Consider the following 20,751-nt stretch of genomic DNA (forward strand, 5'->3'; position numbering starts at 1 on the left):
CTCACTCCTCGGTCTTGGGCAGGCCGGGCGGGTTGGTCTCGGCGCGGTCCACGGCCTCGACCTGCAGGCCCCAGCGCTCCAGGACCTGCTGGTAGGAGCCGTCCTCGATGGCGTGGTTGAGGGCGGCGGTGACCGCGTCGGCGGCGTCGGCGCCCTTCTTGGTGGCGACGGCGATCTGCGCGGTGTCGGGCCAGCCGCCGTTCAGGGTGCCGACCACCTTGAAGTCCTCCGGGGAGACGGCGGCCTGGTAGGCCAGCGACGCGTTGGGGCCCACGTAGGCCTCGACACGGCCGGACTGGAGGGCGAGGAGCACGTCGGAGAGCTGCTCGTAGTACTCGGGGCCCTGGATGGGCTCCAGGCCCTCCTCCTGGTTGAGGCGGTCCCACTCGAGCAGGATCTTCTCCTGGTTGGTCCCGGAGCCGACGCCGACGATCTTGCCGGCGATGTCCTCGCGGGAGTCGATGACCAGGTCGGAGTCGGCGGCGGTGAGCCAGCCGAGCTCGTCGACGCGGTAGCTGGAGAAGTCGATGGTCTCCTTGCGCTCCTCGGTGACGGTGACGTTGGAGATGACGGCGTCGACGTCGCCCGACTGGAGGGCGAGCGGCCAGTCGGCCCAGGCCTTGACCTCCAGGTCCAGGTCCTTGCCGAGGGCGTCGGCGACGAGCTGCGCGATGTCGGTCTCGTGGCCGATCGGCGTCTTGTCGTCGTCGGCCAGGAACACGAGCGGCGGGGCGCCGCCGCCGCTGACGGCGACGGTGATCTCGTCCTTGTCGGCCCACTCGTCGGGCAGCAGGGCCACGGCGTCGGCGGACTCGGTGCTGTGGACGCGGTCCTGGTCGGGGCTGGTGCTGACCTGCAGGCCGGCGGACTCGGGCGCGTTCTCGGCGAGGCCGGCGGCCTCCTCGGTCTCGGGGCGCTCGGTGCTGGCAGCCGAGCAGGCGGCCGTGAGGGCGAGCAGCGGCACGGCGGTCAGGGCGAGCAGGCGGCGGGTGGCGCGTCGGGAGACGGTCACGGTGGTTCCCTTCGGGTGCGGTACGGGGGGCGGGTGGGGCACGGAGAGCGGGGACGGGGCCGTCACAGGACCTTCTCCAGGAAGGCCTTCGTGCGGGGGTTGACGGGGTGGTCGAGGACGGAGTCGGGCGGGCCCTGCTCGACGACGACGCCCTCGTCCATGAAGACGACGGTGTCGGCGATCTCGCGGGCGAATCCGACCTCGTGGGTGACGACGACGAGCGTGGTGCCGGTGCCGGCGAGCTCCTTGATGACACCGAGCACCTCGCCGACGAGCTCGGGGTCCAGGGCCGACGTCGGCTCGTCGAAGAGCACGACCGCGGGCCGCAGGGCGAGCGCGCGGGCGATGGCGACGCGCTGCTGCTGGCCGCCGGAGAGCTGCCGGGGCCGGGCGTCGGCCCGGTCGGCGAGGCCGACGCGGGCCAGCAGCTCGCGGGCCTCCGCCTCGGCCTCGGCGCGCGGCCGGCCCTGGGCGAAGACCGGCGCCTCGACGATGTTCTCCAGCACGGTGAGGTGCGGGAAGAGGTTGAAGTTCTGGAACACGAACCCGATGCGGGTGCGCCGGCGCAGGACCTCGCGCTCGGTCAGTTCCCGCAGGGTGTTGCCGTGCCGGGTGTAGCCGATGAGCTCGCCGTCCAGGGACACGAACCCGCGGTCCACCTTCTCCAGGTGGTTGATGGCGCGCAGCAGGGTCGACTTGCCCGACCCGGACGGCCCGATGATCGCGGCGACCTCGCCCGGCTGGACCGTGAGGTCCACGCCGCGCAGCGCCTCCAGCAGGCCGTACGACTTGTGCACGCCCCGGATCTCCAGCAGCCCGCCGGTCATGCGGCACCTCCTCGCGGTCCGGTGCCGGTACTCGTGCCGGCGCCGCCACGCGGGGCGACCCACCGCCCGACCCGGACGCGCGCCGCCAGGGCGGGCGGGACGCCGTCGGGCACGGGGGCGCCCGTGAGGCGCGACCAGCCGACCTGGACCTCCCACCGCACCCGCTGGACGGGTGTGGGCGGCAGGGTGCGCAGCGCGCCCTTGGCGTAGTGCCGCTCGACGTAGTACTGGACCACGGTGATGAGGGTGGTCAGGGCCAGGTACCAGATCGCGGCGACGATCAGGAGCGGCACCACGCGGCCGTTGCGCCCGTAGATGACGCTCACGATGTAGAACAGCTCGCCGTACGCCAGCACGTAGACGATCGAGGTGCCCTTGAGCAGGCCGATCACCTCGTTCACGGCGGTCGGCACGATGGACCGCATGGCCTGCGGCAGGATGATGCGCCGCACCTGGCGGTGGCGCGGGATGCCCAGGGAGGCCGCGGCCTCGTGCTGCCCCTGGTCGACGCCGAGGATGCCGGCCCGGACGATCTCCGCGCTGTACGCCGCCTGCGACAGGCCGAGGCCGAGGATCGCGGCCCAGAACTTGTCGATCAGGTCGAGCGTGTCGAAGAACAGGAACTCCGGCCCGAACGGGATGCCGAGGCTGAGCACCGGGTACAGGTAGGCGAGGTTGTACCAGAGCAGGAGCTGGAGCAGCAGCGGCACCGACCGGAACACCCACGTGTAGGCCCACGAGACGGCCTGCAGCAGGGGCGAGCGGGACAGCCGCATCAGGGCCAGCACCGTGCCGAGCGCGAAACCGACGATGGACGCCGCCACCGTGAGCCGCACCGTGGCCCACGCGCCCTCCAGGATCGAGGGCCACGTGAGGTACTGGGCCACGATGTCCCACTCCCAGCGGTCGTTCGTGACCAGGGAGGAGATCACCATGGACAGCAGCACGCCGACGACGGCGGTCGCGGCCCAGCGCCCCGGGTGCCGGGCCCCGACGACACGCAGGTCCTCGTCGGACGGTCCGGCCTGTGCCGGACCGTCCCCGCCCGGCGGCAGCCCGGGCGGCGGGTACAGGAGGCGGGACTCGCCCTCGGCCAGGTCGGCGCTCATGGTGTGGTCAGCCATTTCTCGAAGGGCAGGGGGCCGAAGGGCTGCTCTGCTGCTGCCGGGTCGGCGGGCTCGCCCGCGGCGGCCGGCGACAGGGGCGTGTAGCCCGCCGAGCGGTACAGCCCCGCCGCCTCCGGCTGGCGCGGGCCCGTGGTCAGGTAGAGGCGCGGGTAGCCCAGGTCGCGGGCCCGGGCCTCCAGCTCGGTGAGCACCCGTCGGGCCAGGCCCTGGCGCCGGTGCGCGTCGTGGGTCCAGATGCGCTTGAGCTCGGCCGTGGGCACGGCCGGGACGCCGTCCGCGTCCCGGGCGTCGGCGCGCGCCAGGCGCGCGGCCTCCCCCAGCTCGGGCTCCAGCCGACGCCGGAACGCGCCGCCCGCCACCGGCTCACCGTCCGCCAGGAGCAGCACCAGGCCGCCCACCGGCGGGGCGAACTCCTCGGCGGCGTAGCGCGCCATCTCGGCCCGGTGCTGCTCCTCGTCCAGCAGGTCGTGGTACCGGGCGCGGTACTCGGCCGAGAGGCCGGCCAGCAGCGGCTCGACCAGCGGGTCGGACAGGTGCACGTCGCGGACCTCGACCGGCAGGGGCGCGAACGAGGCCGGCGGGGTCCCCGCCGAGAGCGTGGTCATCGCGGGGCCTTCTCGCCCGCGGTGACCGCGAAGGGCAGGTGGTTGCCCGGCACCGGGGCCGGGCACGTGCCGAACTCGGTGAACGCGTACGGCAGGTTGACGGCCCGGTTCAGGTCCAGGCGCAGTGTGCCCTGCTCGCCCTCCCCGGCCTCCAGGTCGATCCGCAGGACCCGCCACGGCGCGACGTCGTCGGCCTCGTCGCTGAACAGCAGGGTCGGCTCGTCGAGCGTCCCGGTCAGCGCGAGCGTCGTGACCGTGCCGCCGTGCACGACCCCGACCTCGCCGATCACCTGGACGTGGTGCACCAGGCGCGGCTGGGCGGCGCCGACCGTCACCCGCTCGGGCTCGTCGTACCAGGACACGCGGGCGTCCAGCACCCACTCCGGGTCGTGCCCGAACGCCGGGACGCCCGTGAACCCGGTGCGGGTCGCCGCACGCGGGTCCCGCGGCCGGAGGCCGTACCGGCCCGTGCGCAGCACCACCTCGACGACGACCTCCTCGGTGTCGGTGCCCGGGGCGCCGTCCGCGCCCTTGCCCGCAGCCGCAGCCGAACCCGCCCGGTCCTCCGGCAGGAACGTGCCCAGGACGCGCGAGCGCCCCTCGTCGACGGCGACCAGCGTCGGGCCGTGCTCCGCGACCCGCTCGCCCGTCAGCACCGCCGTGTCGTCCGGCGCGGGCCGCGTGTAGAGCGTGCGGTCCACGACCCACCACTCCCCCGGCAGCCCGGGCAGGCGGCGGGGCTCCGACGTCGGCCACAGGAGCCCCGTCAGGCTCAGCCACCCGTGCGGCGTCCGCAGGTCGCGCTCGCGGTCCGCGCGCCAGGCCGCGAGCTCGCGGGCTGCGGCGGCCTCGCGGGCGGCGTCGGCGGGGCTCGCCGGGCCGGCGGTCGCGGTGCCCGGCGTCGGCGCCGGGTCGGTGGCGGTGCGCAGTGCCTCGGTCATGTCAGGTCCTTCCGGTCGGGGTGCGCGGGGGTGCGGGCACCGGGGATCGCCGCGATCAGCTCCGCGGTGTAGTCGTGGGCGGGGTGGTCGAAGACGCGCGCTACGGGGCCGGTCTCGACCAGCCGGCCGCCGCTCAGCACGCCGACATGGTCGGCGACCTGCCGCACCACCGCGAGGTCGTGCGAGATGAAGAGGTAGGTGAGGCCGCGCTCGGCGCGCAGGCGGGCCAGCAGCTCCAGCACCCGGGCCTGCACGGAGACGTCGAGCGCGGACGTGGGCTCGTCGAGCACGAGCAGCTCCGGGTCGAGCGCCAGCGCCCGCGCGATGGCGACCCGCTGCCGCTGCCCGCCCGACAGCTCGGCGGGCCGCCGTCGGGCCAGGTCCGGCGAGAGGTGCACCTGCTCCAGGAGCTGCGCCACCCGGTCGCGCCGCTCGGCGCGGTCCCCGACACGGTGGGCGTGCAGCGGCTCCTCCACGACGGCGGCGACCGTGAAGCGCGGGTCGAGGGACGAGTACGGGTCCTGGTGCACGAGCTGGGTCCGACGGCGGGTCGCCCGGTCGTCGCCGACGGGCACGCCGTCCAGCTCGACCGCGCCTGCGTCGGGCCGCTCCAGGCCCAGCACCAGGCGTGCGGTGGTCGACTTGCCCGACCCCGACTCCCCCACCAGCGCGAACGCCGAGCCGCGCGGCACGGCGAACGACACGTCGTCGACGGCGCGCAGCCGCTCGCGCCGGCCGAGGCGGAACTCCTTGACGAGCCCGCGGACCTCCAGCAGGACGGGCGGCGGGGTCTCGTCGGGGGCGTCGACGACCGGAGCATGCGCGCTTGGCACATTATTTCTGCCCGGTACGGCCGCGACCAGCTCCCGCGTGTACGGGTGCTCGGGCGCGCCCAGCACGCGGGCCGCGGGCCCCTCCTCGACCACGACGCCGTCCTTGAGCACGACCACCCGGTCCGCCCGGTCGGCGGCGACGGCGAGGTCGTGCGTGATGAGCAGCACCGCCGTGCCCGCCCGGCCCGTGAGGTCGGCGAGCAGGTCGAGCACGCGGCGCTGCACGGTCACGTCCAGGGCCGACGTCGGCTCGTCCGCGATCACGAGCTCCGGCTCGCAGGCCATCGCGATCCCCACGAGCACGCGCTGCCGCATGCCGCCCGAGAGCTGGTGCGGGTACTGCCGGGCGCGCTCGCGCGGCCGGTCGATCCCCACCTCGGCCAGGATCTCGACGGCCCGCTCGCGCGCGGCCCGGCGCGGCGTCCCGTGCACGACGAGCGCCTCGGCGACCTGCTCCCCCACCCGCACCACCGGGTCGAGCGCGGTGCCCGGGTCCTGCGGCACCAGGCCCACCCGCACGCCGCGCACGCGCCGCCAGGCGTCCGGGAGCAGCCCGGTCAGCCCGACGGAGCCCGGGCCGGCGCCGAGGGTCACCTCCCCCGCGGTCACGTGACCGCCGTCGGGCAGCAGGCCGATCAGGGCGTGCGCCGTCGTGGACTTGCCGCTGCCCGACTCCCCGACCAGCGCGACCACCTCCCCCGGCCGCACGTCCAGGTCCACCCCGTGCACCACCTCGGTCTCGCCGTAGGCGACGCGCAGCCCGCGCACGGTCAGCACCGTGCCCGACGGCGCGGCGTCGCCCGGGGTGGTCGCCGCCGGGGTGGTCGGGCCCGCACCGGGCCGGGTCGTGAGCGTCATCGGTCCGTCCTCGTCTCGCGGGTGAGTGCCCGGCCGAGCACGCCGACGGCGAGCACGAACAGGGCGATGACCAGGCCCGGCAGCGTCGAGTACCACCAGGCGACCGCCAGGTAGTCGCGGCCCTCGGCCACCAGGGAGCCCCACTCGGGCGTGGGCGGCGTGGCGCCGTACCCGAGGAAGCTGAGGGCCGAGACCGCGAGGATCACGGCGCCGAGCTCGACGGCCGCGAGCGCCAGCACGGGTCCGGCGGCGTTGGGCAGCACGTGCCGGAGCAGCACGGCCCCGCGGGTCGCGCCGGCGAGCCGGGCGGCCTCGACGTAGGTGGCGTGCCGGACGCGCAGCACCTGGCTGCGCATGACGCGGGCGAACGTGGCGACCGAGGCGATGCCCACGGCGATCGCGACCTTGACGGTGCCGAAGCCGAGCGCGGTCACGACGGCGAGCGAGAGCAGCAGGCCGGGGATGGCGAGCAGCACGTCGGTGGCGCGCATGAGGGCGTCGTCGACGGGGCCGCCGAGGAACCCGGCGAGCAGGCCGATGCCGGACCCGGCCACGAGGGCGACGCCGATCGCGAGCAGCGCGGCGCGGACCGAGAGGCTGGTGCCGTGCACGGTGCGGGCGAACAGGTCGCGGCCCAGGTGGTCGGTGCCGAACCAGTGGGCGGCGTCGGGCGCCTGAAGCTTGTCGGCGGGCACGCCGGTGATCGGGTCCTGGCCCGTGAACAGGCCGGGCACGAGCGCCCAGGCCAGGATCAGCGTCACGACCGCGAGCGCCACCAGGGCGGCGGGGCGGGTGCGGAGCAGAGCGAGACCGGCGCTCATCGCGCACCTCCCCCGGAGCGTCCGTGGCCGCCGGCCAGCACCCGCGGGTCGAGCAGCGGGTGCACGAGGTCGACCAGCAGGCTGGTGACGACGAACACCGCGGCAGCGACCACCACGAGTCCCTGGACGACGGGGATGTCCTGCGTGGTCACCGCGTTCTCGACGAGCCGCCCGAAGCCCTGGCGGGAGAACACCGTCTCGACCACGACGGTGCCGCCCAGCAGGTTGCCCACCAGGACGCCGAGCACGGTGACGGTGGGCAGGGACCCGTTGCGGGCCACGTGCGCGCCGAGCACCCGGGCACGGCCGGAGCCCTTGGCGAACGCGGTCTCGACGTAGGGCGCCCGCGAGGCCTCGCGCAGGCCCTGGGACAGCACCTGCGCGACGACGGCGGCGAGCCCGACGGCGAGCGTCACCGCGGGCAGCACCAGGGAGGCGAACCCCTCGTTGCCGACCGCCGGGAAGACGAACCAGGTGAACGAGAACAGGTGGAGCAGCACGAGGCCGACCCAGAACCCGGGCACGGCGACGCCGAGCGGCGGCAGCGCGAGCAGCAGGTCGCGCAGCCACGCCGCACGGGTCCAGGACGCGAGCAGGGCGATCCCCACGCCGGCGACCAGGGCGAGGGCGAGCGCGAGGCCGGCGAGCTTCGCCGTCTCCGGGAACGCGTCCGCGATGAGGCCGCTCACGGGGGCGCCGCTGCTGATGGACGTGCCGAGGTCGCCCGTCAGGGTGCGGCCGAGCAGCGTCAGATACTGCTGCACGGGACCCTGGTCGAACCCGTAGCGCTCGCGCAGCTCGGCCACGCGGGCCGGGTCCACGCGCTCGCCCCCGGCGCCCTGGTCGAGCATGATCGCGACCGGGTCGCTGGGCAGCAGGTACAGGATCAGGTAGGAGACGGTGAACGCAGCCCACAGGACCGCGACGGCGCCGCCGAGGCGGCGCAGCACGTAGGCGGCCATCACTCCTGCTCGATCCAGGCGTCGTGGAACAGCAGGCGGGACGAGGCGTCGAAGGTGACGCCGTGCACGTCGCCGCGCACCCCGATCGACTGGGACAGCTCGAACAGCGGGATCGCCAGGCCCTCGTCCAGGAGCGCCTCCTGCGCCTCGGCCACGACGGCGTCCCGGGTGGCCGGGTCGGCCTCGCCGAGCTGCTCGTCGAGCAGCGGGTCCACGACGTCGTCGGGCTCGCGCAGGCTGAGGTTGCGCTGCGCCGTCGAGAACTGGGTGCGCAGGATGTCGGCGTCGGCCCGGGTGACGTTGTAGTAGTAGAAGTCGTAGTCGCCGGAGTCCTGGGCCGTGGTCTGCTCGGCGGCCGTGAGCTGGCGGAGCCTCAGGTCCACGCCGACGGCGCGGAGCTGCTGGGCGACCAGCTCCAGCACGGGGCCGCTGCCGGTGAACACCGGCGTGAAGGTGACCTCGATCTCCAGCGGCTCGCCGTCCTTGACGCGGATGCCGTCCGGGCCCTCCGTCCAGCCGGCGTCGTCGAGGATGCGTCCGGCCTCCTCGGGGTCGAAGGCGAGTCGGTCGGACAGGTCGGCGTAGCCCGGCGTCGTCGACGCCAGGATGCCGGTGGCCGGCGCGAACGCGTCGGACAGCACCGTGTCGACCAGCTCCTGGCGGTCGATCGCGACCAGCAGCGCGCGCCGCACCTCGACGTCGTCCAGGGGCGCGCGGGTCAGGTTGGGCTGGAGCACGAACGGCACGCCGGGGTTGGCGCGGGTCAGCACCTCGCCGCCGGAGCCCTCGACCTGTGGCACGTCCTGCGGCAGCACGTCGCCGACGGCGTCGAACTGGTCGGACGCGAGCCCGCCCGCGCGGACGCCCGACTCCGGGACCACGGAGAACTCGATGCGCTCCAGGTAGGCGTCGCCCTGGTGCTCGGCGGCCTCGGGCGCCCAGTCGTAGCCCTCGCGCCGGGTGACGACGGCGCCCTGGTCCTGCGTGTAGCTCTCCAGCACGAACGGGCCGGAGCCGATCACGTCGCCCTGGAGGCGCTCGGCCGGGTCCACCTCCGCCGTCTCCTCGGCGAGGATCGCGAGCGACACCGTGGACGTGGCCTGCAGGAACTGCGCGTTCGGCTCGTCGAAGACGACGGTCGCGGTCCCCGGGTCGGGTACCTCGGTCTCCTGGTAGCCCGCGAGGTAGCTCGCCGCGAGCGGCGCGGCCGCGCCCAGGTCGCCCGAGATGGCGTCGAAGCTGGCCCGGACGTCGTCGGCGTCGAGCGCGCTGCCGTCCGAGAACGTCACGCCGTCGCGCAGGTGGAACGTGAAGCGGGTCAGGTCGTCGCTGACCTCCCAGCTCTCGGCGAGCCACGGCTGGATCTCGCCGGTCTCCGGGTCCTGGTCTGTCAGCGAGTCCGCGAGCTGCCGCGCCACGTAGATGCTCACGTTCGAGCCCACCTGCTGCGGGTCCACGCCCGCCGGCGCGGCCCCGAGCGCGAACCGGAGCGTGCCGCCCGGCGTCGGCTCGGCGGGCGCGGCGCCCGAGGCGCTCTCCGGCCCGGAGCAGCCGGTCAGGGCGAGCGCCGCGGCCAGGGCCGTGGCGACGGCGGCGGGCGCGGCGTGGGAGCGGCGGCTGATCGTGCGCTGCGGACTGGTGCGGTGCGGGCTGGTGCGGCGCGGGGGGTTCGGAACCATGGGGGTGTCCTCTCGGGGCACGGCGAGGCGGACCTGCGCGAGGGTGCACGAAGGTCCGTCACCGGAGGTGACGCGGGGGCGGGTGCGGGGTGCGGGGTGTGCGGGACGGCGGGCCGGCGGGTGGCGCTGCCAGGTCTTACCTGGGTGCGGTCAGCGGCCGGCGGGACAACACTCGCGGGCGCGACACAGGGAGCGGGCGTGCGCGATCTGCACCGTGCCGTTCATCGCTCGTGCCATGCCGGTCTCCCTCCGATTCGAATTCCCTATCGGATTGATAGGAATTCGGTATGCGGGAAGTTACGGGCGTCCGCAGGGCATGTCAACGGTGCCCACGAAGGGTCTCGCATCGCGGACGGCGCGCCCGCGCCGCGCACACCATCGTGCGGGCGCGGGCGCGCCAGGCCTGGTCAGAGCAGGATCAGGCAGGTTCAAGCACTGGCTCGGGCCGGGTCAGACGTCGCCGTAGACGCCCTCGAACACGTCCCGGTAGGCGGCGGCCAGGCGCAGGCCGTCGTGCCGGGCGGTGTCGTCGCCGCGGCGCACCTGCCGCATGATCACGCGCGCCCCCATCGAGGCGGCGGCCGCCTCCAGGGCGGCGACGTCCTCGACGGCGGACGGGTCGGCCAGCACGGCGTCGATCCGCAGGCCGGGTGCGTGCTTGTGCAGGGCCTCCAGGTGGTCGACGGCGGTCAGGCCGGCCGTCTCGCCGTTCTCGGCGGACAGGTTGAGCGTGACGCAGCGCCGCGCCTTGGTGGTGTGCAGGGCGTCCGCGAGCGCGGGCACCAGCAGGTGGACCAGCACGGAGGAGTACCAGGAGCCGGGGCCCAGGACCACCCAGTCGGCGTCGAGCACGGCCTGGACGGCCTCCGGGGACGCCGGCGGGTCGGCGGGCAGCAGGCGGAGCTGCTCGATCCGGCCCTCGGTCACGGCGACCTTGCTCTGCCCGACGACGGTCTCCAGCGGCACCTCGGGCTCGCCGGGCGCCGAGGCGTGCCGCACGTCGGCCTCGACCACGAGCGGCACGGACGCCATCGGCAGCACCCGCCCGCGGGCGCCGAGCAGCCGGCCCACCCAGTCCAGGCCCTCGACCTCGTTGCCGAGCAGCTCCCAGAGCGCCACGATGAGCAGGTTGCCCATGGCGTGGTTGTCCAGCTCGCCCTTCGACGAGAAGCGGTGCTGCAGCATCGCGCTCCACGTGCGGCCCCACTCGGAGTCGTCGCACAGGGCCGCGAGCGCCATCCGCAGGTCGCCCGGGGGCAGCACGTCGAGCTCGTCGCGCAGCCGGCCGGACGAGCCGCCGTCGTCGGCCACCGTCACGACGGCCGTCAGGCGGTCGGACATGAGGCGCAGCGCGGACAGGCTCGCGGACAGGCCGTGGCCGCCGCCGAGGGCGACGACCGACGGGTTCTTGCTCCACTCCGGTGCCGAGGCGTCGGGCACTCCCGGTGCGTGCGGGATCATTCGCGGCCCAGGTCCCTCGCCGAGACGGAGACGAGCTGGCCCCGGGCGCGCAGGCGCTCGGCGATGGCGTCCGACATGGCGACGGACCGGTGCTTCCCGCCCGTGCAGCCGACGGCGATGGTCACGTAGCGCTTCTCCTCGTTGAGATAGCCGGCGAGCACCGGGGCCAGGGCGTCGACGTACCGGTCCGCGAACTCCACGGCGCCCGGACGGGCGAGCACGTAGTCGCGAACTGGCTGGTCACGCCCGGTCAGGTGCCGCAGCTCGGTGATCCAGTAGGGGTTGGCCAGGAACCGTACGTCCACCACGTGGTCGGCGTCCAGGGGGATGCCGTACTTGAACCCGAACGAGATCACGTTGATGCGGAGCTGCTCGGTCGCGTCGTGCGCCAGCCAGGCGCGGATCTCGCGGGCGAGGTCGTGCACGGACAGGTCGGAGGTGTCGATGCGCAGGTCGGCGCGCTCGGCGAGGGTCGCGACGACGGAGCGCTCCTCGGCGATGCCGTCGAGGATGCGGCCGTCGCCCTGCAGCGGGTGCGGGCGGCGCACCTGCTCGAAGCGGCGCACCAGCACCTCGTCGCTCGCGTCCAGGAACAGGATGCGGTAGGCCACCTTGGCCTCCGTCATGTGCGTGAGCACCTTGTCCAGCTCCGAGAAGAACTGGCGGCCGCGCACGTCCACGACGACGGCGACGCGCTCGATGCTGGACCCCTTGGCCATGAGGTCGACCAGGGGCACCAGCATCATGGGCGGGAGGTTGTCGACCACGTACCAGTCGAGGTCCTCCAGCACGGCGGCGGCCCGGGAGCGGCCGGCGCCGGACATGCCGGTGATCACCAGGACCTGCGGGTCGCTGCGCTCGGGGGTGTGCGTGGCGGCCTCGACCGCGGCGATTCCCTCGGGGGCCGTGGTGGGGGACGGCTCGGTGTTGCTCATGGCACCAAGCATGCCAGCGTCAGGCCTTCAGGGCGGCCACCACGGCCGCGGCCGTCGTCGTCCCCATGCCCCGGACGCTGGCGATCTCCTCCACGCTCGCGGCCTTGAGCCGCTTGAGGGAGCCGAAGTGGGTCAGCAGCACCTTCTTGCGGGCGGGGCCGAGCCCCGGGACGTCGTCGAGCACGGAGGCGGTCATGCCCTTGCTGCGCCGACGGCGGTGCTGGGTGATCGCGAACCGGTGCGCCTCGTCGCGGACGCGCTGCAGCAGGTAGAGGCCCTCGCTGGAGCGCTGCAGGATGACCGGGTAGTCCTCGCCGGGCAGCCAGACCTCCTCCAGCCGCTTGGCGAGGCCGCACAGGGCGACGTCGGTGATGCCGAGCTCCTCCAGGGCCTTCTTGGCGGCGGCGACCTGCGGCGGCCCGCCGTCGACCACGACGAGGCTGGGCGGGTAGGCGAACCGGGCCTTCTCCTCGGGGGCGTCGGCGGCGACCTCTCCGCCGGGCAGCCCACCGGGCAGGGCGCCGGCGGGGTCGTCCCCGTCGCGCTCCTCCCCCGCCGAGATCTCGACGTCGTTGGCCTTGAGCCGGTCGTTGAGGTAGCGCTTGAACCGGCGCGTGATGACCTCGTGCATGGCCTGCGTGTCGTCACGGGCGCCGTCGCCGTCCGACCCGCGGATGCTGAACGAGCGGTACTCGCTCTTGCGGGGCAGGCCGTCCTCGAAGACCACCATGGACGCCGACTGGTACGTGCCCTGGGTGTGCGAGATGTCGTAGCACTCGATGCGCAGGGGCGCCGACTCCAGGTCGAGCGCCTCCTGGATCTCGCGCAGCGCCTGGCTGCGGGTCGTCAGGTCGCCGGCGCGGCGGGTGCGGTGCAGCACCAGGGCGTGCTCGGCGTTCTTGCGGACGGTCTCCGCGAGCTCCTTCTTGTCGCCGCGCTGCGGCACGCGCACGTCCACCCGGGAGCCGCGCAGGCCGGTGAGCCACGCGCCCACCTGGTCGAGGTCGGGCGGCAGCACCGGGACGAGCACCTCGCGGGGCACGGCGTCGCGCGCCTCGGGCCCGGTGGTCTCCTCCGCGGAGCCGTACACCTGCTGCAGCAGGTGCTCCACGAGCTCGCCGTCGCTGATGTCCTCGACCTTCTCGACCACCCAGCCGCGCTGGCCGCGGATGCGGCCCCCGCGCACGTGGAACACCTGCACGGCGGCCTCCAGCTCGTCGCCGACCAGCGCGAACACGTCCGCGTCGGTGGCGTCGCCGAGCACGACGGCGTTCTTCTCGGTCGCGCGGCGCAGCGCCTCGATGTCGTCGCGCAGGCGGGCGGCCTGCTCGTACTCCATCTCGGCGGCGGCCTCCTGCATGCGCTTGGTCAGCCGGCGCTCGAACTTGGCGGTGTCGCCCGCCATGAAGTCGCAGAAGTCCAGGACCAGGGCGCGGTGGTCGTCCACGCTGATCTTGCCCACGCAGGGCGCGGAACACTTGTCGATGTACCCGAGCAGGCACGGCCGCCCCGACTGGCCGGCGCGCTTGTAGACGCCCGCCGAGCAGGTGCGGATCGGGAACACCCGCAGCAGCAGGTCGAGGGTCTCCCGGATGGCCCAGGCGTGCCCGTAGGGCCCGAAGTACCGGGTGCCCTTGCGCTTGGCGCCCCGCATGACCTGGGCGCGCGGCACCTCCTCGCCGAGGGTCACGGCGAGGTACGGGTAGGACTTGTCGTCCCGGTACTTCACGTTGAACCGCGGGTCGTACTGCTGGATCCAGGTGAACTCCAGCGCGAGCGCCTCGACCTCGGTGCCCACCACCGTCCACTCGACCGACGCCGCGGTGGTCACCATCCGCTGCGTGCGCTCGTGCAGGTGCGCCACGTCCTGGAAGTAGTTCGCCAGGCGCTGGCGCAGGTTCTTCGCCTTGCCCACGTAGATGACCCGGCCGTGCTCGTCGCGGAACCGGTAGACACCGGGCGCGGTCGGGATCTCTCCCGGCTTGGGTCGATAGGTCGCTGGATCCGCCATTCCCCCAACCTATGCGCTACCACTGACACACAGTGATCGAGGCGACCGTGTCAGACGTACAGGTCACCCGGGGGACCTGTAGGTCTGACACGTCAGGTCAGGCGGAGACGGCGAGCGGCACGGCGGCGACGTGGACCGGGAAGTTCACCGACCGCGAGATGAAGCACATCGCGTGCGCCTTGTGGTGCAGGGCGGCCACGTGCTCGTCCGTCGCGAGCTCGCCAGGGTCCGCCACGACCTTCGGGTGCAGCGTGACGTCCGAGAAGGCGCCCTCGCCCCGCGACTCGACGCGCATGGTGCCCGTCGCCGCGTCCGTGTACTCCCGCACGACCAGCCCCGACTCCGCCGCCAGGTGCAGGAACCACAGCATGTGGCACTGGCTCAGGCTGACGACGAACAGCTCCTCGGGGTTGTACCGGCCCGGGTCTCCCCGGAACGCCGGGTCCGCCGAGCCCAGGAGGGGCGGCTTGTGGGCTAGGTCGATCTCGTGGTCGCGCGAGTACGCGGTGTACGACGACGTACCCGTGTCCCCCGCGCCGGTCCACCGCACCGTCACGGCGTAGTCATGCGTCGCTCCGCTCATGTGGCCCACCCTAGGGGTCACCCGGCCGGGAGGCCATCACGCACGCGTGACGGCCTCCCGGGTGCTTCGGACGGAGCCTTCCTCAGGCCGACGCCGCTGCCTTCGCCCGGCTGGTCTTCTTCGCCGGGGCCTTGCGCTTGGCGGCGCCGTTCGTCGCCGGCAGCACCGGGACCTCCCCGGCGCGGGCGTGTCCGTCGAGGATCTCCGCGAGGTACGTGCCGGTGTGGCTCTCCGGAACCTCCGCGACGGCCTCGGGCGTGCCCTGCGCGACGACGTTGCCGCCACCGCTGCCGCCCTCCGGGCCCATGTCGATGACCCAGTCGGCGTTCTTGATGACGTCGAGGTTGTGCTCGATGACGATCACCGTGTTGCCCTTGTCGGCCAGCGACTGGAGCACGCCGAGCAGCCGGCGCACGTCCTCGAAGTGCAGGCCCGTGGTCGGCTCGTCCAGCACGTAGGCCGAGCGGCCCGACGACCGCTTCTGCAGCTCCGCCGCGAGCTTGACGCGCTGCGCCTCGCCGCCCGACAGGGTGGGCGCGGGCTGGCCGAGACGCACGTACCCGAGGCCGACGTCGACGAGGGTGGACAGGTGCCGCGAGATGGCCGGGAACGCCTTGAAGAACTCCGCGGCCTCCTCGATCGGCATGTCCAGCACGTCGGCGACCGTCTTGCCCTTGAAGTGCACCTCGAGCGTCTCGCGGTTGTAACGCGCGCCGTGGCAGACCTCGCACGGCACGTAGACGTCCGGCAGGAAGTTCATCTCGATCTTGATGGTGCCGTCGCCCGCGCACGCCTCGCAGCGCCCGCCCTTGACGTTGAACGAGAAGCGGCCCGGCCCGTAGCCGCGCACCTTGGCCTCCTCGGTCTCCGCGAAGATCTTGCGGATGCGGTCCCAGACGCCGGTGTACGTCGCGGGGTTGGACCGCGGCGTGCGGCCGATCGGACCCTGGTCGACGTGGACCACCTTGTCGAGGTTGTCCAGGCCGGTCACGCGCTTGTGCCGTCCGGCCACCCGGCGGGCACCGTTGAGCTGGTTCGCCATGACCGTGTAGAGGATCGAGTTCACCAGCGTCGACTTGCCCGATCCCGAGACGCCCGACACGACGGTCAGCACGCCGAGCGGGAACGACACGTCGACGCCCCGCAGGTTGTTCTCGTGCGCGCCCACGACCGTGACCTGGCGGTCCTTGTCGATCGCCCGCCGCTGCGCCGGGACCGGGATGGAGCGCCGCCCGGCCAGGTAGGCGCCCGTGAGCGAGTCCTTCTGCTCCAGCAGCCCGGCGTAGTCGCCCGAGTGGATGACGTGGCCGCCGTGCTCGCCCGCGCCCGGGCCGATGTCGACGATCCAGTCGGCGGCGCGGATCGTGTCCTCGTCGTGCTCGACGACGATCAGCGTGTTGCCCAGGTCCCGCAGCCGGGTGAGCGTGTCGATGAGCCGGCGGTTGTCGCGCTGGTGCAGGCCGATCGACGGCTCGTCCAGCACGTACAGGACGCCGACCAGGCCGGAGCCGATCTGGGTGGCGAGCCGGATGCGCTGCGCCTCGCCGCCCGACAGCGTGCCCGCGGGCCGCTCCAGCGTCAGGTAGTGCAGCCCGACGTCGAGCAGGAAGCCCAGGCGCGCGTGGATCTCCTTGAGCACCTCCGTGGCGATCTGCGCCTCGCGGACGCCGAGCTCGATGCCCTTGAGGAACTCCGCGGCCTCGCCCACCGGGAGTCGGCAGACGTCGGCGATGGACAGGCCGTCCACCTTGACCGCGAGCACCTCCGGCTTGAGCCGGGCGCCGCCGCAGGTCGGGCACGGGACCTCACGCATGTAGGCCTCGTACTTCTCCTTCGACCAGTCGGAGTCGGTCTCGCGGTGCCGGCGCTCCAGGAACGTCACGGCGCCCTCGAACCCGGTCGAGTACTGCCGCTCGCGGCCCCAGCGGTTCTTGTACTTGACGTGCACCTTGTGGTCGCGCCCGTGCAGGATCGCCTGCTGGGCCCGCGCCGGCAGCGCGCGCCACGGCACGTCCATGGAGAACTTCATCTCCTCGGCGAGCGCGGACAGCACCCGCTCGAAGTACTCCGACGACGTCTGCGCCCACGGGGCGACGGCGCCGCCGCGCAGCGTCTGCTCGTCGTCGGGGACGATCAGGTCCGGGTCGACCTCCAGGCGGAAGCCGATGCCGGTGCACTCGGGGCACGCGCCGTAGGGCGCGTTGAACGAGAAGGTCCGCGGCTCGATCTCGTCGAGAGCCAGCGGGTGCTCGTTGGGGCAGGCGCGGTTCTCGGAGAACTTGCGGGTGCGCGTGACGTCGTCGATGTCGGCGTCGACCAGCTCGATCATCACGAGGCCGCCCGCCAGCGCGAGCGCGGTCTCCACCGAGTCGGTGAGCCGGCGCTGCACGCCGTCGCGCGCGACGAGGCGGTCCACGACCACCTCGATGTCGTGCTTGAGCTTCTTCTCCAGGGTGGGCGGGTCGGTGAGCTGCACGACCTCGCCGTCGACCCGGGCGCGGGAGAAGCCCTTGGCCTGAAGCTCCTTGAACAGGTCCGCGTACTCGCCCTTGCGGCCGCGCACGACGGGCGCGAGCACCTGGTAGCGGGTGTTCTCGGGCAGCTCGAGGATCTGGTCCACGATCTGCTGCGGCGTCTGCGACTGCACCTTCTCGCCGCACACCGGGCAGAACTGCGTGCCGGCGCGCGCGTAGAGCAGGCGCAGGTAGTCGTAGACCTCGGTGATGGTGCCGACGGTGGACCGCGGGTTGCGGTTGGTCGACTTCTGGTCGATCGACACCGCGGGCGACAGGCCCTCGATGAAGTCGACGTCGGGCTTGTCCATCTGGCCCAGGAACTGCCGCGCGTACGCGGACAGGGACTCGACGTACCGGCGCTGACCCTCGGCGAAGATCGTGTCGAACGCGAGCGACGACTTGCCCGAGCCGGAGAGCCCTGTGAAGACGATCAGACGGTCCCGGGGGAGGTCCAGATCGACGTTCTTGAGGTTGTGCTCACGGGCACCGGAGACGACGAGACGATTGCTCACAGAGGCATCCTAGGGCGGACCACCGACATTCGCACGGGTGTTCTACGGATCAGTCTGGGAGACTCGTCACACCCGCGGCGTTCAGCGGATCGCGCGGCCGTCGACGGCGCCGGAGCGGCGCACGCGAGCCTGCAGGTCCAGGGCTCGCAGGAGGTCCTGCTCGTGGGCGTAGGAGCCGTCGACGAGCCGACGACGGACATTCACGACCTCCTGCGCGTACTCGGCAGCGGGGTCCGACATGCCGAGGTCGAGGTGCACCGAGACGAGGTTCGTCAGCGCGGCCGCGAGGCCCGGCAGGTGCACGTCGGGGCTGTGCCGCGCGAGCTCCCGGCGCAGGCGCACGGCCTCCGTCGTCGGCTCGACGCCCTCCTCGGGACGGCCCGCGTCGATGAGCGCGGCGCCGAGGTTCAGCAGCGCGTCGGCGAGGGCGGGCTCGAACCGGCCGGCGTCGTCGGTGGCGAGGAGGCGCAGCAGGTCCACGGCCTCCTTGGTGGGCGCCACGGCGTCGTCCGCCCGGCCCAGCTCGGCGTAGAGCACCCCGAGGTTGGACAGGGAGTGCGCCAGGTGCTCCTCGCCGGGCTGGCCGTCCTTGGCCAGGCCCCGCCGGATGGCGACCGCCTCCCGCTCCAGCGGCAGGGCCTCCTCCGGCTCACCGGCCCGCGAGTGCGTGACCGCGAGGTTGGACAGCGAGGCCGCGAGCATCCGGCGGTACCGCGCCGGCTGCTCGCGGGCCAGCCGGCGGCGCAGCAGCACCGCCTCCCGCTCCAGGGCGATCGCCTCGTCGAGGTCCCCGAGGCGGGAGCGCACCGCGCCCAGCGACGCGAGCGTGTAGGCGAGCGTCCAGGTGTGCGTGGCGGGGTTCTCGCGGGTCAGCTCGCGCCGCACGGCGGCGGCCTCGGCCAGCGGCGCGACCGCCTCGTGGTCCCGGCCCAGCGCGGCGTAGGCGTTGGCCAGGTTGGTGAGCGCGAACCCGAGCTCGTTGCGGTGCCGCTTCGGGGCCTGCAGCACCATCTGGCGGCTGAGCTCCACGGCCTCCAGGGCGAACGGCAGGGCCTCCGGCGGGCGGCTCTCGGTCAGCGTCACCGAACGGTTGGACAGCGCCGTGCTCAGGAACACCGACCACTGCCGCGGGTCGCGCTCCACCAGGTCGCGCAGGATCGGGAGCATCTCGGCGAAGGACTCGTCCTCGTCCTGCGGCGTGCCGATGTCGTTCTGCGCGACGTTCAGGCTGATCAGGACGCGCGCCTTCTCCGCGTCGCACCAGCCCCGGTCGCGCTCGGGGGCCGCCCGGCACAGCTCGACCGCCTCCTGGTGCGCCACGAGCGCGTCCCGGGCGTTGCCGGCGCGCCAGCGCGCGCTGCCCAGCACGTTGACCGCCGAGACCAGCGCGGTGCGGTAGCGGTCCGGGTCACCGGCCGCGATGCGCCGCCACGCCTCGACGCCGGCCTCCAGGATCTGCAGCGACTCGCTCACGCGCGCCACGTCCCGCAGCGCGGTGCCGAGGTCGACCAGGGCCTCCGCCCGGCCCACGGCGTCCTTCGCGGTCGCGACCAGCCGCTCGCCGCGCACCACGTCGTCGACCGAGGCGTCGACGACGGAGCGCTGCTTGAGCAGGAAGGCGGTGCGCAGGGTGCGCGGGTCGTCGCCCGCGGAGTCGGCGGCCCGGCGCAGGAGCTCTGCGGCCAGCGCGGTCGCGGCCGGCAGCTCGGACAGCTCGACCTCCAGCCGCCGCGCGACCCGCACCACGCGCAGCGCGGCCTTCCGGGACAGCCCCCACGTGCACGAGCCGACCATCGACACCGACCGGCCGAGCCGGTCCACGACGAGCAGGTCGCCGAGCCTGTCCGACCCCCCGGGGCCCGACCCGAGCTCCCCCGCGGCGGCCGGCAGCCCGAGCAGCCAGCGCGCGCCCGCGCGCACCGGAAGACCCGGCACCACGCGGCGCAGCACGTCGCGGGCCGCCGCGGTGTCGTCCACCCCGAGCAGGCAGGCCGCCGCGACGACGTCCTGCACCTCCTCCAGGCTCAGCTCCAGCCCGGCGTCGCGCGCCGACCCGGCCCAGGAGGCGACCGCCACGTCGAGGAGCGCGCGCAGCGGGCTCGGCTCGTCGGCCGGGACCGGCACGCCCGCCGCCGCGAGGGCGACGAGGGCCGCGGCCGCGTGCAGGTCCGACACGCGGGTCCCGGCCGCGCGGCCGGACAGGTCCGGCCCCGCCGGGTCCGGCCCGGCCCGGAGCGCGTCGCCGAGGTCGGGGTCCGGGACGCCGAGGTGCCCGGCGAACGCGGTGACCGCGGCCTGGAGCACGGCGTCGTCGGTGAGGTCGTGGGACAGCGGCAGGTCGAGGGCAGTCTGCGTGGCGTCGCCGGGGCCGAGCCGGGCCCAGAGCGTCGAGCCCCAGCGCAGCCGGCGCAGCCACTCCCCCGCGACCCGGGCGAGCAGCAGCACCCGCGTGCGGCCGCGTGCGGAACGGGCGAGGGCGTCGAGCATCGCGGCGAGGCCGGGCCGCGCCGCGGCGTCGTCGACCACGAACAGCACGTCACCCGGGGGCCGGCCGCGCACGGTGGCGGCCTCCCGGCCGTGCGGCACCGGGACGACGGTCCAGCCGGCCTCGCCCAGCCTGTTGCCGAGCTCGTTCCCGAGGCGGGTCTTGCCGAAGCCGGCGGGGGCGACGAGCAGCCGCAGGCTGACCGGTACGTCGGTCTCCGCCCAGGCGCTCAGCTCGCCGAGCTCCCGCTCGCGGCCCATGAAGGGGACCAGCGCCCGGGCCGGGTCGAGCAGCACGGCGGGCCACCTGGCGTCGTCGCGCGGCGGCTCCGGTACCGCAGCAGGGAGCGAGCCGCGGCCTGTCGCCGTTCGGGCGGCACGGACCGCGGCAGCCAGCCTGGTCGACACGTCCGAGACCACCACGATCACCAAGTCAACCGGACGATCGTCCAACACTCAAGAGGTAGCCGCCGACTCATTCACCCCGGTAACAAAGCGAGACCCGCCGGATCCGGGCCAGTCCGACAATCGGGGCATAAGTTGCATACCGCCCTCGATCGCGACATCCTTCCCACGGCCGGGTG

General features: G+C 74.0%; 15 protein-coding genes. All 15 read right to left on the bottom strand.

Going from position 1 to position 20,751, the window contains the following annotated elements:
• Position 1 precedes the first annotated feature (1 nt).
• The 15 genes from FHX71_RS12750 to FHX71_RS30040 all read right to left on the bottom strand — a co-directional run bounded on the left by FHX71_RS12750 (position 2) and on the right by FHX71_RS30040 (position 20,575).
• Positions 2–1,012 (bottom strand): ABC transporter substrate-binding protein, encoded by a 1,011-nt coding sequence (locus tag FHX71_RS12750; protein ID WP_182616760.1) that lies wholly within the window; start codon positions 1,010–1,012, stop codon positions 2–4.
• A gap of 62 nt (positions 1,013–1,074) precedes the next feature.
• The gene (locus FHX71_RS12755) at positions 1,075–1,839 is read right to left on the bottom strand and encodes an amino acid ABC transporter ATP-binding protein (protein WP_281383709.1); all 765 of its coding nucleotides are present in this window, start codon (positions 1,837–1,839) and stop codon (positions 1,075–1,077) included.
• Entirely contained in the window at positions 1,836–2,963 is a 1,128-nt protein-coding gene (locus tag FHX71_RS12760) for an amino acid ABC transporter permease (RefSeq protein ID WP_246402546.1), read from the bottom strand. Before FHX71_RS12760 ends, FHX71_RS12755 begins: the two co-directional genes overlap by 4 nt.
• On the bottom strand, positions 2,945–3,571 hold the full coding sequence (locus FHX71_RS12765) for a GNAT family N-acetyltransferase (RefSeq protein ID WP_182616762.1): 627 nt from the start codon (positions 3,569–3,571) through the stop codon (positions 2,945–2,947). Before FHX71_RS12765 ends, FHX71_RS12760 begins: the two co-directional genes overlap by 19 nt.
• Positions 3,568–4,512, bottom strand: a complete 945-nt coding sequence (locus FHX71_RS12770; RefSeq protein WP_182616765.1) for a DUF1684 domain-containing protein — start codon at positions 4,510–4,512, stop codon at positions 3,568–3,570. Before FHX71_RS12770 ends, FHX71_RS12765 begins: the two co-directional genes overlap by 4 nt.
• The gene (locus tag FHX71_RS12775) at positions 4,509–6,203 is read right to left on the bottom strand and encodes a dipeptide ABC transporter ATP-binding protein (protein WP_182616767.1); all 1,695 of its coding nucleotides are present in this window, start codon (positions 6,201–6,203) and stop codon (positions 4,509–4,511) included. Before FHX71_RS12775 ends, FHX71_RS12770 begins: the two co-directional genes overlap by 4 nt.
• Positions 6,200–7,024, bottom strand: a complete 825-nt coding sequence (locus FHX71_RS12780) for an ABC transporter permease (RefSeq protein ID WP_182616769.1) — start codon at positions 7,022–7,024, stop codon at positions 6,200–6,202. The genes FHX71_RS12775 and FHX71_RS12780 overlap by 4 nt, the downstream gene beginning before the upstream one ends.
• Positions 7,021–7,986, bottom strand: coding sequence for an ABC transporter permease (locus FHX71_RS12785; RefSeq protein ID WP_182616772.1), 966 nt, complete (start codon positions 7,984–7,986; stop codon positions 7,021–7,023). Before FHX71_RS12785 ends, FHX71_RS12780 begins: the two co-directional genes overlap by 4 nt.
• The gene (locus tag FHX71_RS12790) at positions 7,986–9,665 is read right to left on the bottom strand and encodes an ABC transporter substrate-binding protein (RefSeq protein ID WP_182616775.1); all 1,680 of its coding nucleotides are present in this window, start codon (positions 9,663–9,665) and stop codon (positions 7,986–7,988) included. The genes FHX71_RS12785 and FHX71_RS12790 overlap by 1 nt, the downstream gene beginning before the upstream one ends.
• Positions 9,666–10,115: 450 nt before the next feature.
• Positions 10,116–11,126 (bottom strand): gluconeogenesis factor YvcK family protein, encoded by a 1,011-nt coding sequence (locus FHX71_RS12795; protein WP_182616777.1) that lies wholly within the window; start codon positions 11,124–11,126, stop codon positions 10,116–10,118.
• Positions 11,123–12,061: an RNase adapter RapZ gene (gene rapZ, locus FHX71_RS12800; protein WP_182616779.1), complete on the bottom strand. Its 939-nt coding sequence runs from the start codon at positions 12,059–12,061 to the stop codon at positions 11,123–11,125. Before rapZ ends, FHX71_RS12795 begins: the two co-directional genes overlap by 4 nt.
• Positions 12,062–12,080: 19 nt before the next feature.
• A complete protein-coding gene (gene uvrC / locus FHX71_RS12805) occupies positions 12,081–14,072 on the bottom strand; it encodes an excinuclease ABC subunit UvrC (RefSeq protein WP_182616781.1) in 1,992 nt (663 codons plus the stop codon).
• A 97-nt stretch (positions 14,073–14,169) separates the two neighbouring features.
• Positions 14,170–14,655: an OsmC family protein gene (locus FHX71_RS12810; protein WP_182616783.1), complete on the bottom strand. Its 486-nt coding sequence runs from the start codon at positions 14,653–14,655 to the stop codon at positions 14,170–14,172.
• 82 nt (positions 14,656–14,737) lie between these two features.
• A complete protein-coding gene (gene uvrA / locus FHX71_RS12815; protein WP_182616785.1) occupies positions 14,738–17,683 on the bottom strand; it encodes an excinuclease ABC subunit UvrA in 2,946 nt (981 codons plus the stop codon).
• Positions 17,684–17,764: 81 nt separating this feature from the next.
• A complete protein-coding gene (locus FHX71_RS30040; RefSeq protein ID WP_182616788.1) occupies positions 17,765–20,575 on the bottom strand; it encodes a tetratricopeptide repeat protein in 2,811 nt (936 codons plus the stop codon).
• Positions 20,576–20,751 lie beyond the last annotated feature (176 nt).

It is taken from the genome of Promicromonospora sukumoe (genome assembly GCF_014137995.1).
Taxonomy (GTDB): Bacteria; Actinomycetota; Actinomycetes; order Actinomycetales; family Cellulomonadaceae; genus Promicromonospora; species Promicromonospora sukumoe.

What these genes read in the sequence shown, in the direction of transcription:
- FHX71_RS12755 (WP_281383709.1), bottom strand. Translation starts at nt 1,839, where the DNA reads ATGACCGGCGGGCTGCTGGAGATCCGGGGCGTGCACAAGTCGTACGGC.
- FHX71_RS12760 (WP_246402546.1), bottom strand. Translation starts at nt 2,963, where the DNA reads ATGGCTGACCACACCATGAGCGCCGACCTGGCCGAGGGCGAGTCCCGC.
- FHX71_RS12765 (WP_182616762.1), bottom strand. Translation starts at nt 3,571, where the DNA reads ATGACCACGCTCTCGGCGGGGACCCCGCCGGCCTCGTTCGCGCCCCTG.
- FHX71_RS12770 (WP_182616765.1), bottom strand. Translation starts at nt 4,512, where the DNA reads ATGACCGAGGCACTGCGCACCGCCACCGACCCGGCGCCGACGCCGGGC.
- FHX71_RS12775 (WP_182616767.1), bottom strand. Translation starts at nt 6,203, where the DNA reads ATGACGCTCACGACCCGGCCCGGTGCGGGCCCGACCACCCCGGCGGCG.
- FHX71_RS12780 (WP_182616769.1), bottom strand. Translation starts at nt 7,024, where the DNA reads ATGAGCGCCGGTCTCGCTCTGCTCCGCACCCGCCCCGCCGCCCTGGTG.
- FHX71_RS12785 (WP_182616772.1), bottom strand. Translation starts at nt 7,986, where the DNA reads ATGGCCGCCTACGTGCTGCGCCGCCTCGGCGGCGCCGTCGCGGTCCTG.
- FHX71_RS12790 (WP_182616775.1), bottom strand. Translation starts at nt 9,665, where the DNA reads ATGGTTCCGAACCCCCCGCGCCGCACCAGCCCGCACCGCACCAGTCCG.
- FHX71_RS12795 (WP_182616777.1), bottom strand. Translation starts at nt 11,126, where the DNA reads ATGATCCCGCACGCACCGGGAGTGCCCGACGCCTCGGCACCGGAGTGG.
- rapZ (WP_182616779.1), bottom strand. Translation starts at nt 12,061, where the DNA reads ATGAGCAACACCGAGCCGTCCCCCACCACGGCCCCCGAGGGAATCGCC.
- uvrC (WP_182616781.1), bottom strand. Translation starts at nt 14,072, where the DNA reads ATGGCGGATCCAGCGACCTATCGACCCAAGCCGGGAGAGATCCCGACC.
- FHX71_RS12810 (WP_182616783.1), bottom strand. Translation starts at nt 14,655, where the DNA reads ATGAGCGGAGCGACGCATGACTACGCCGTGACGGTGCGGTGGACCGGC.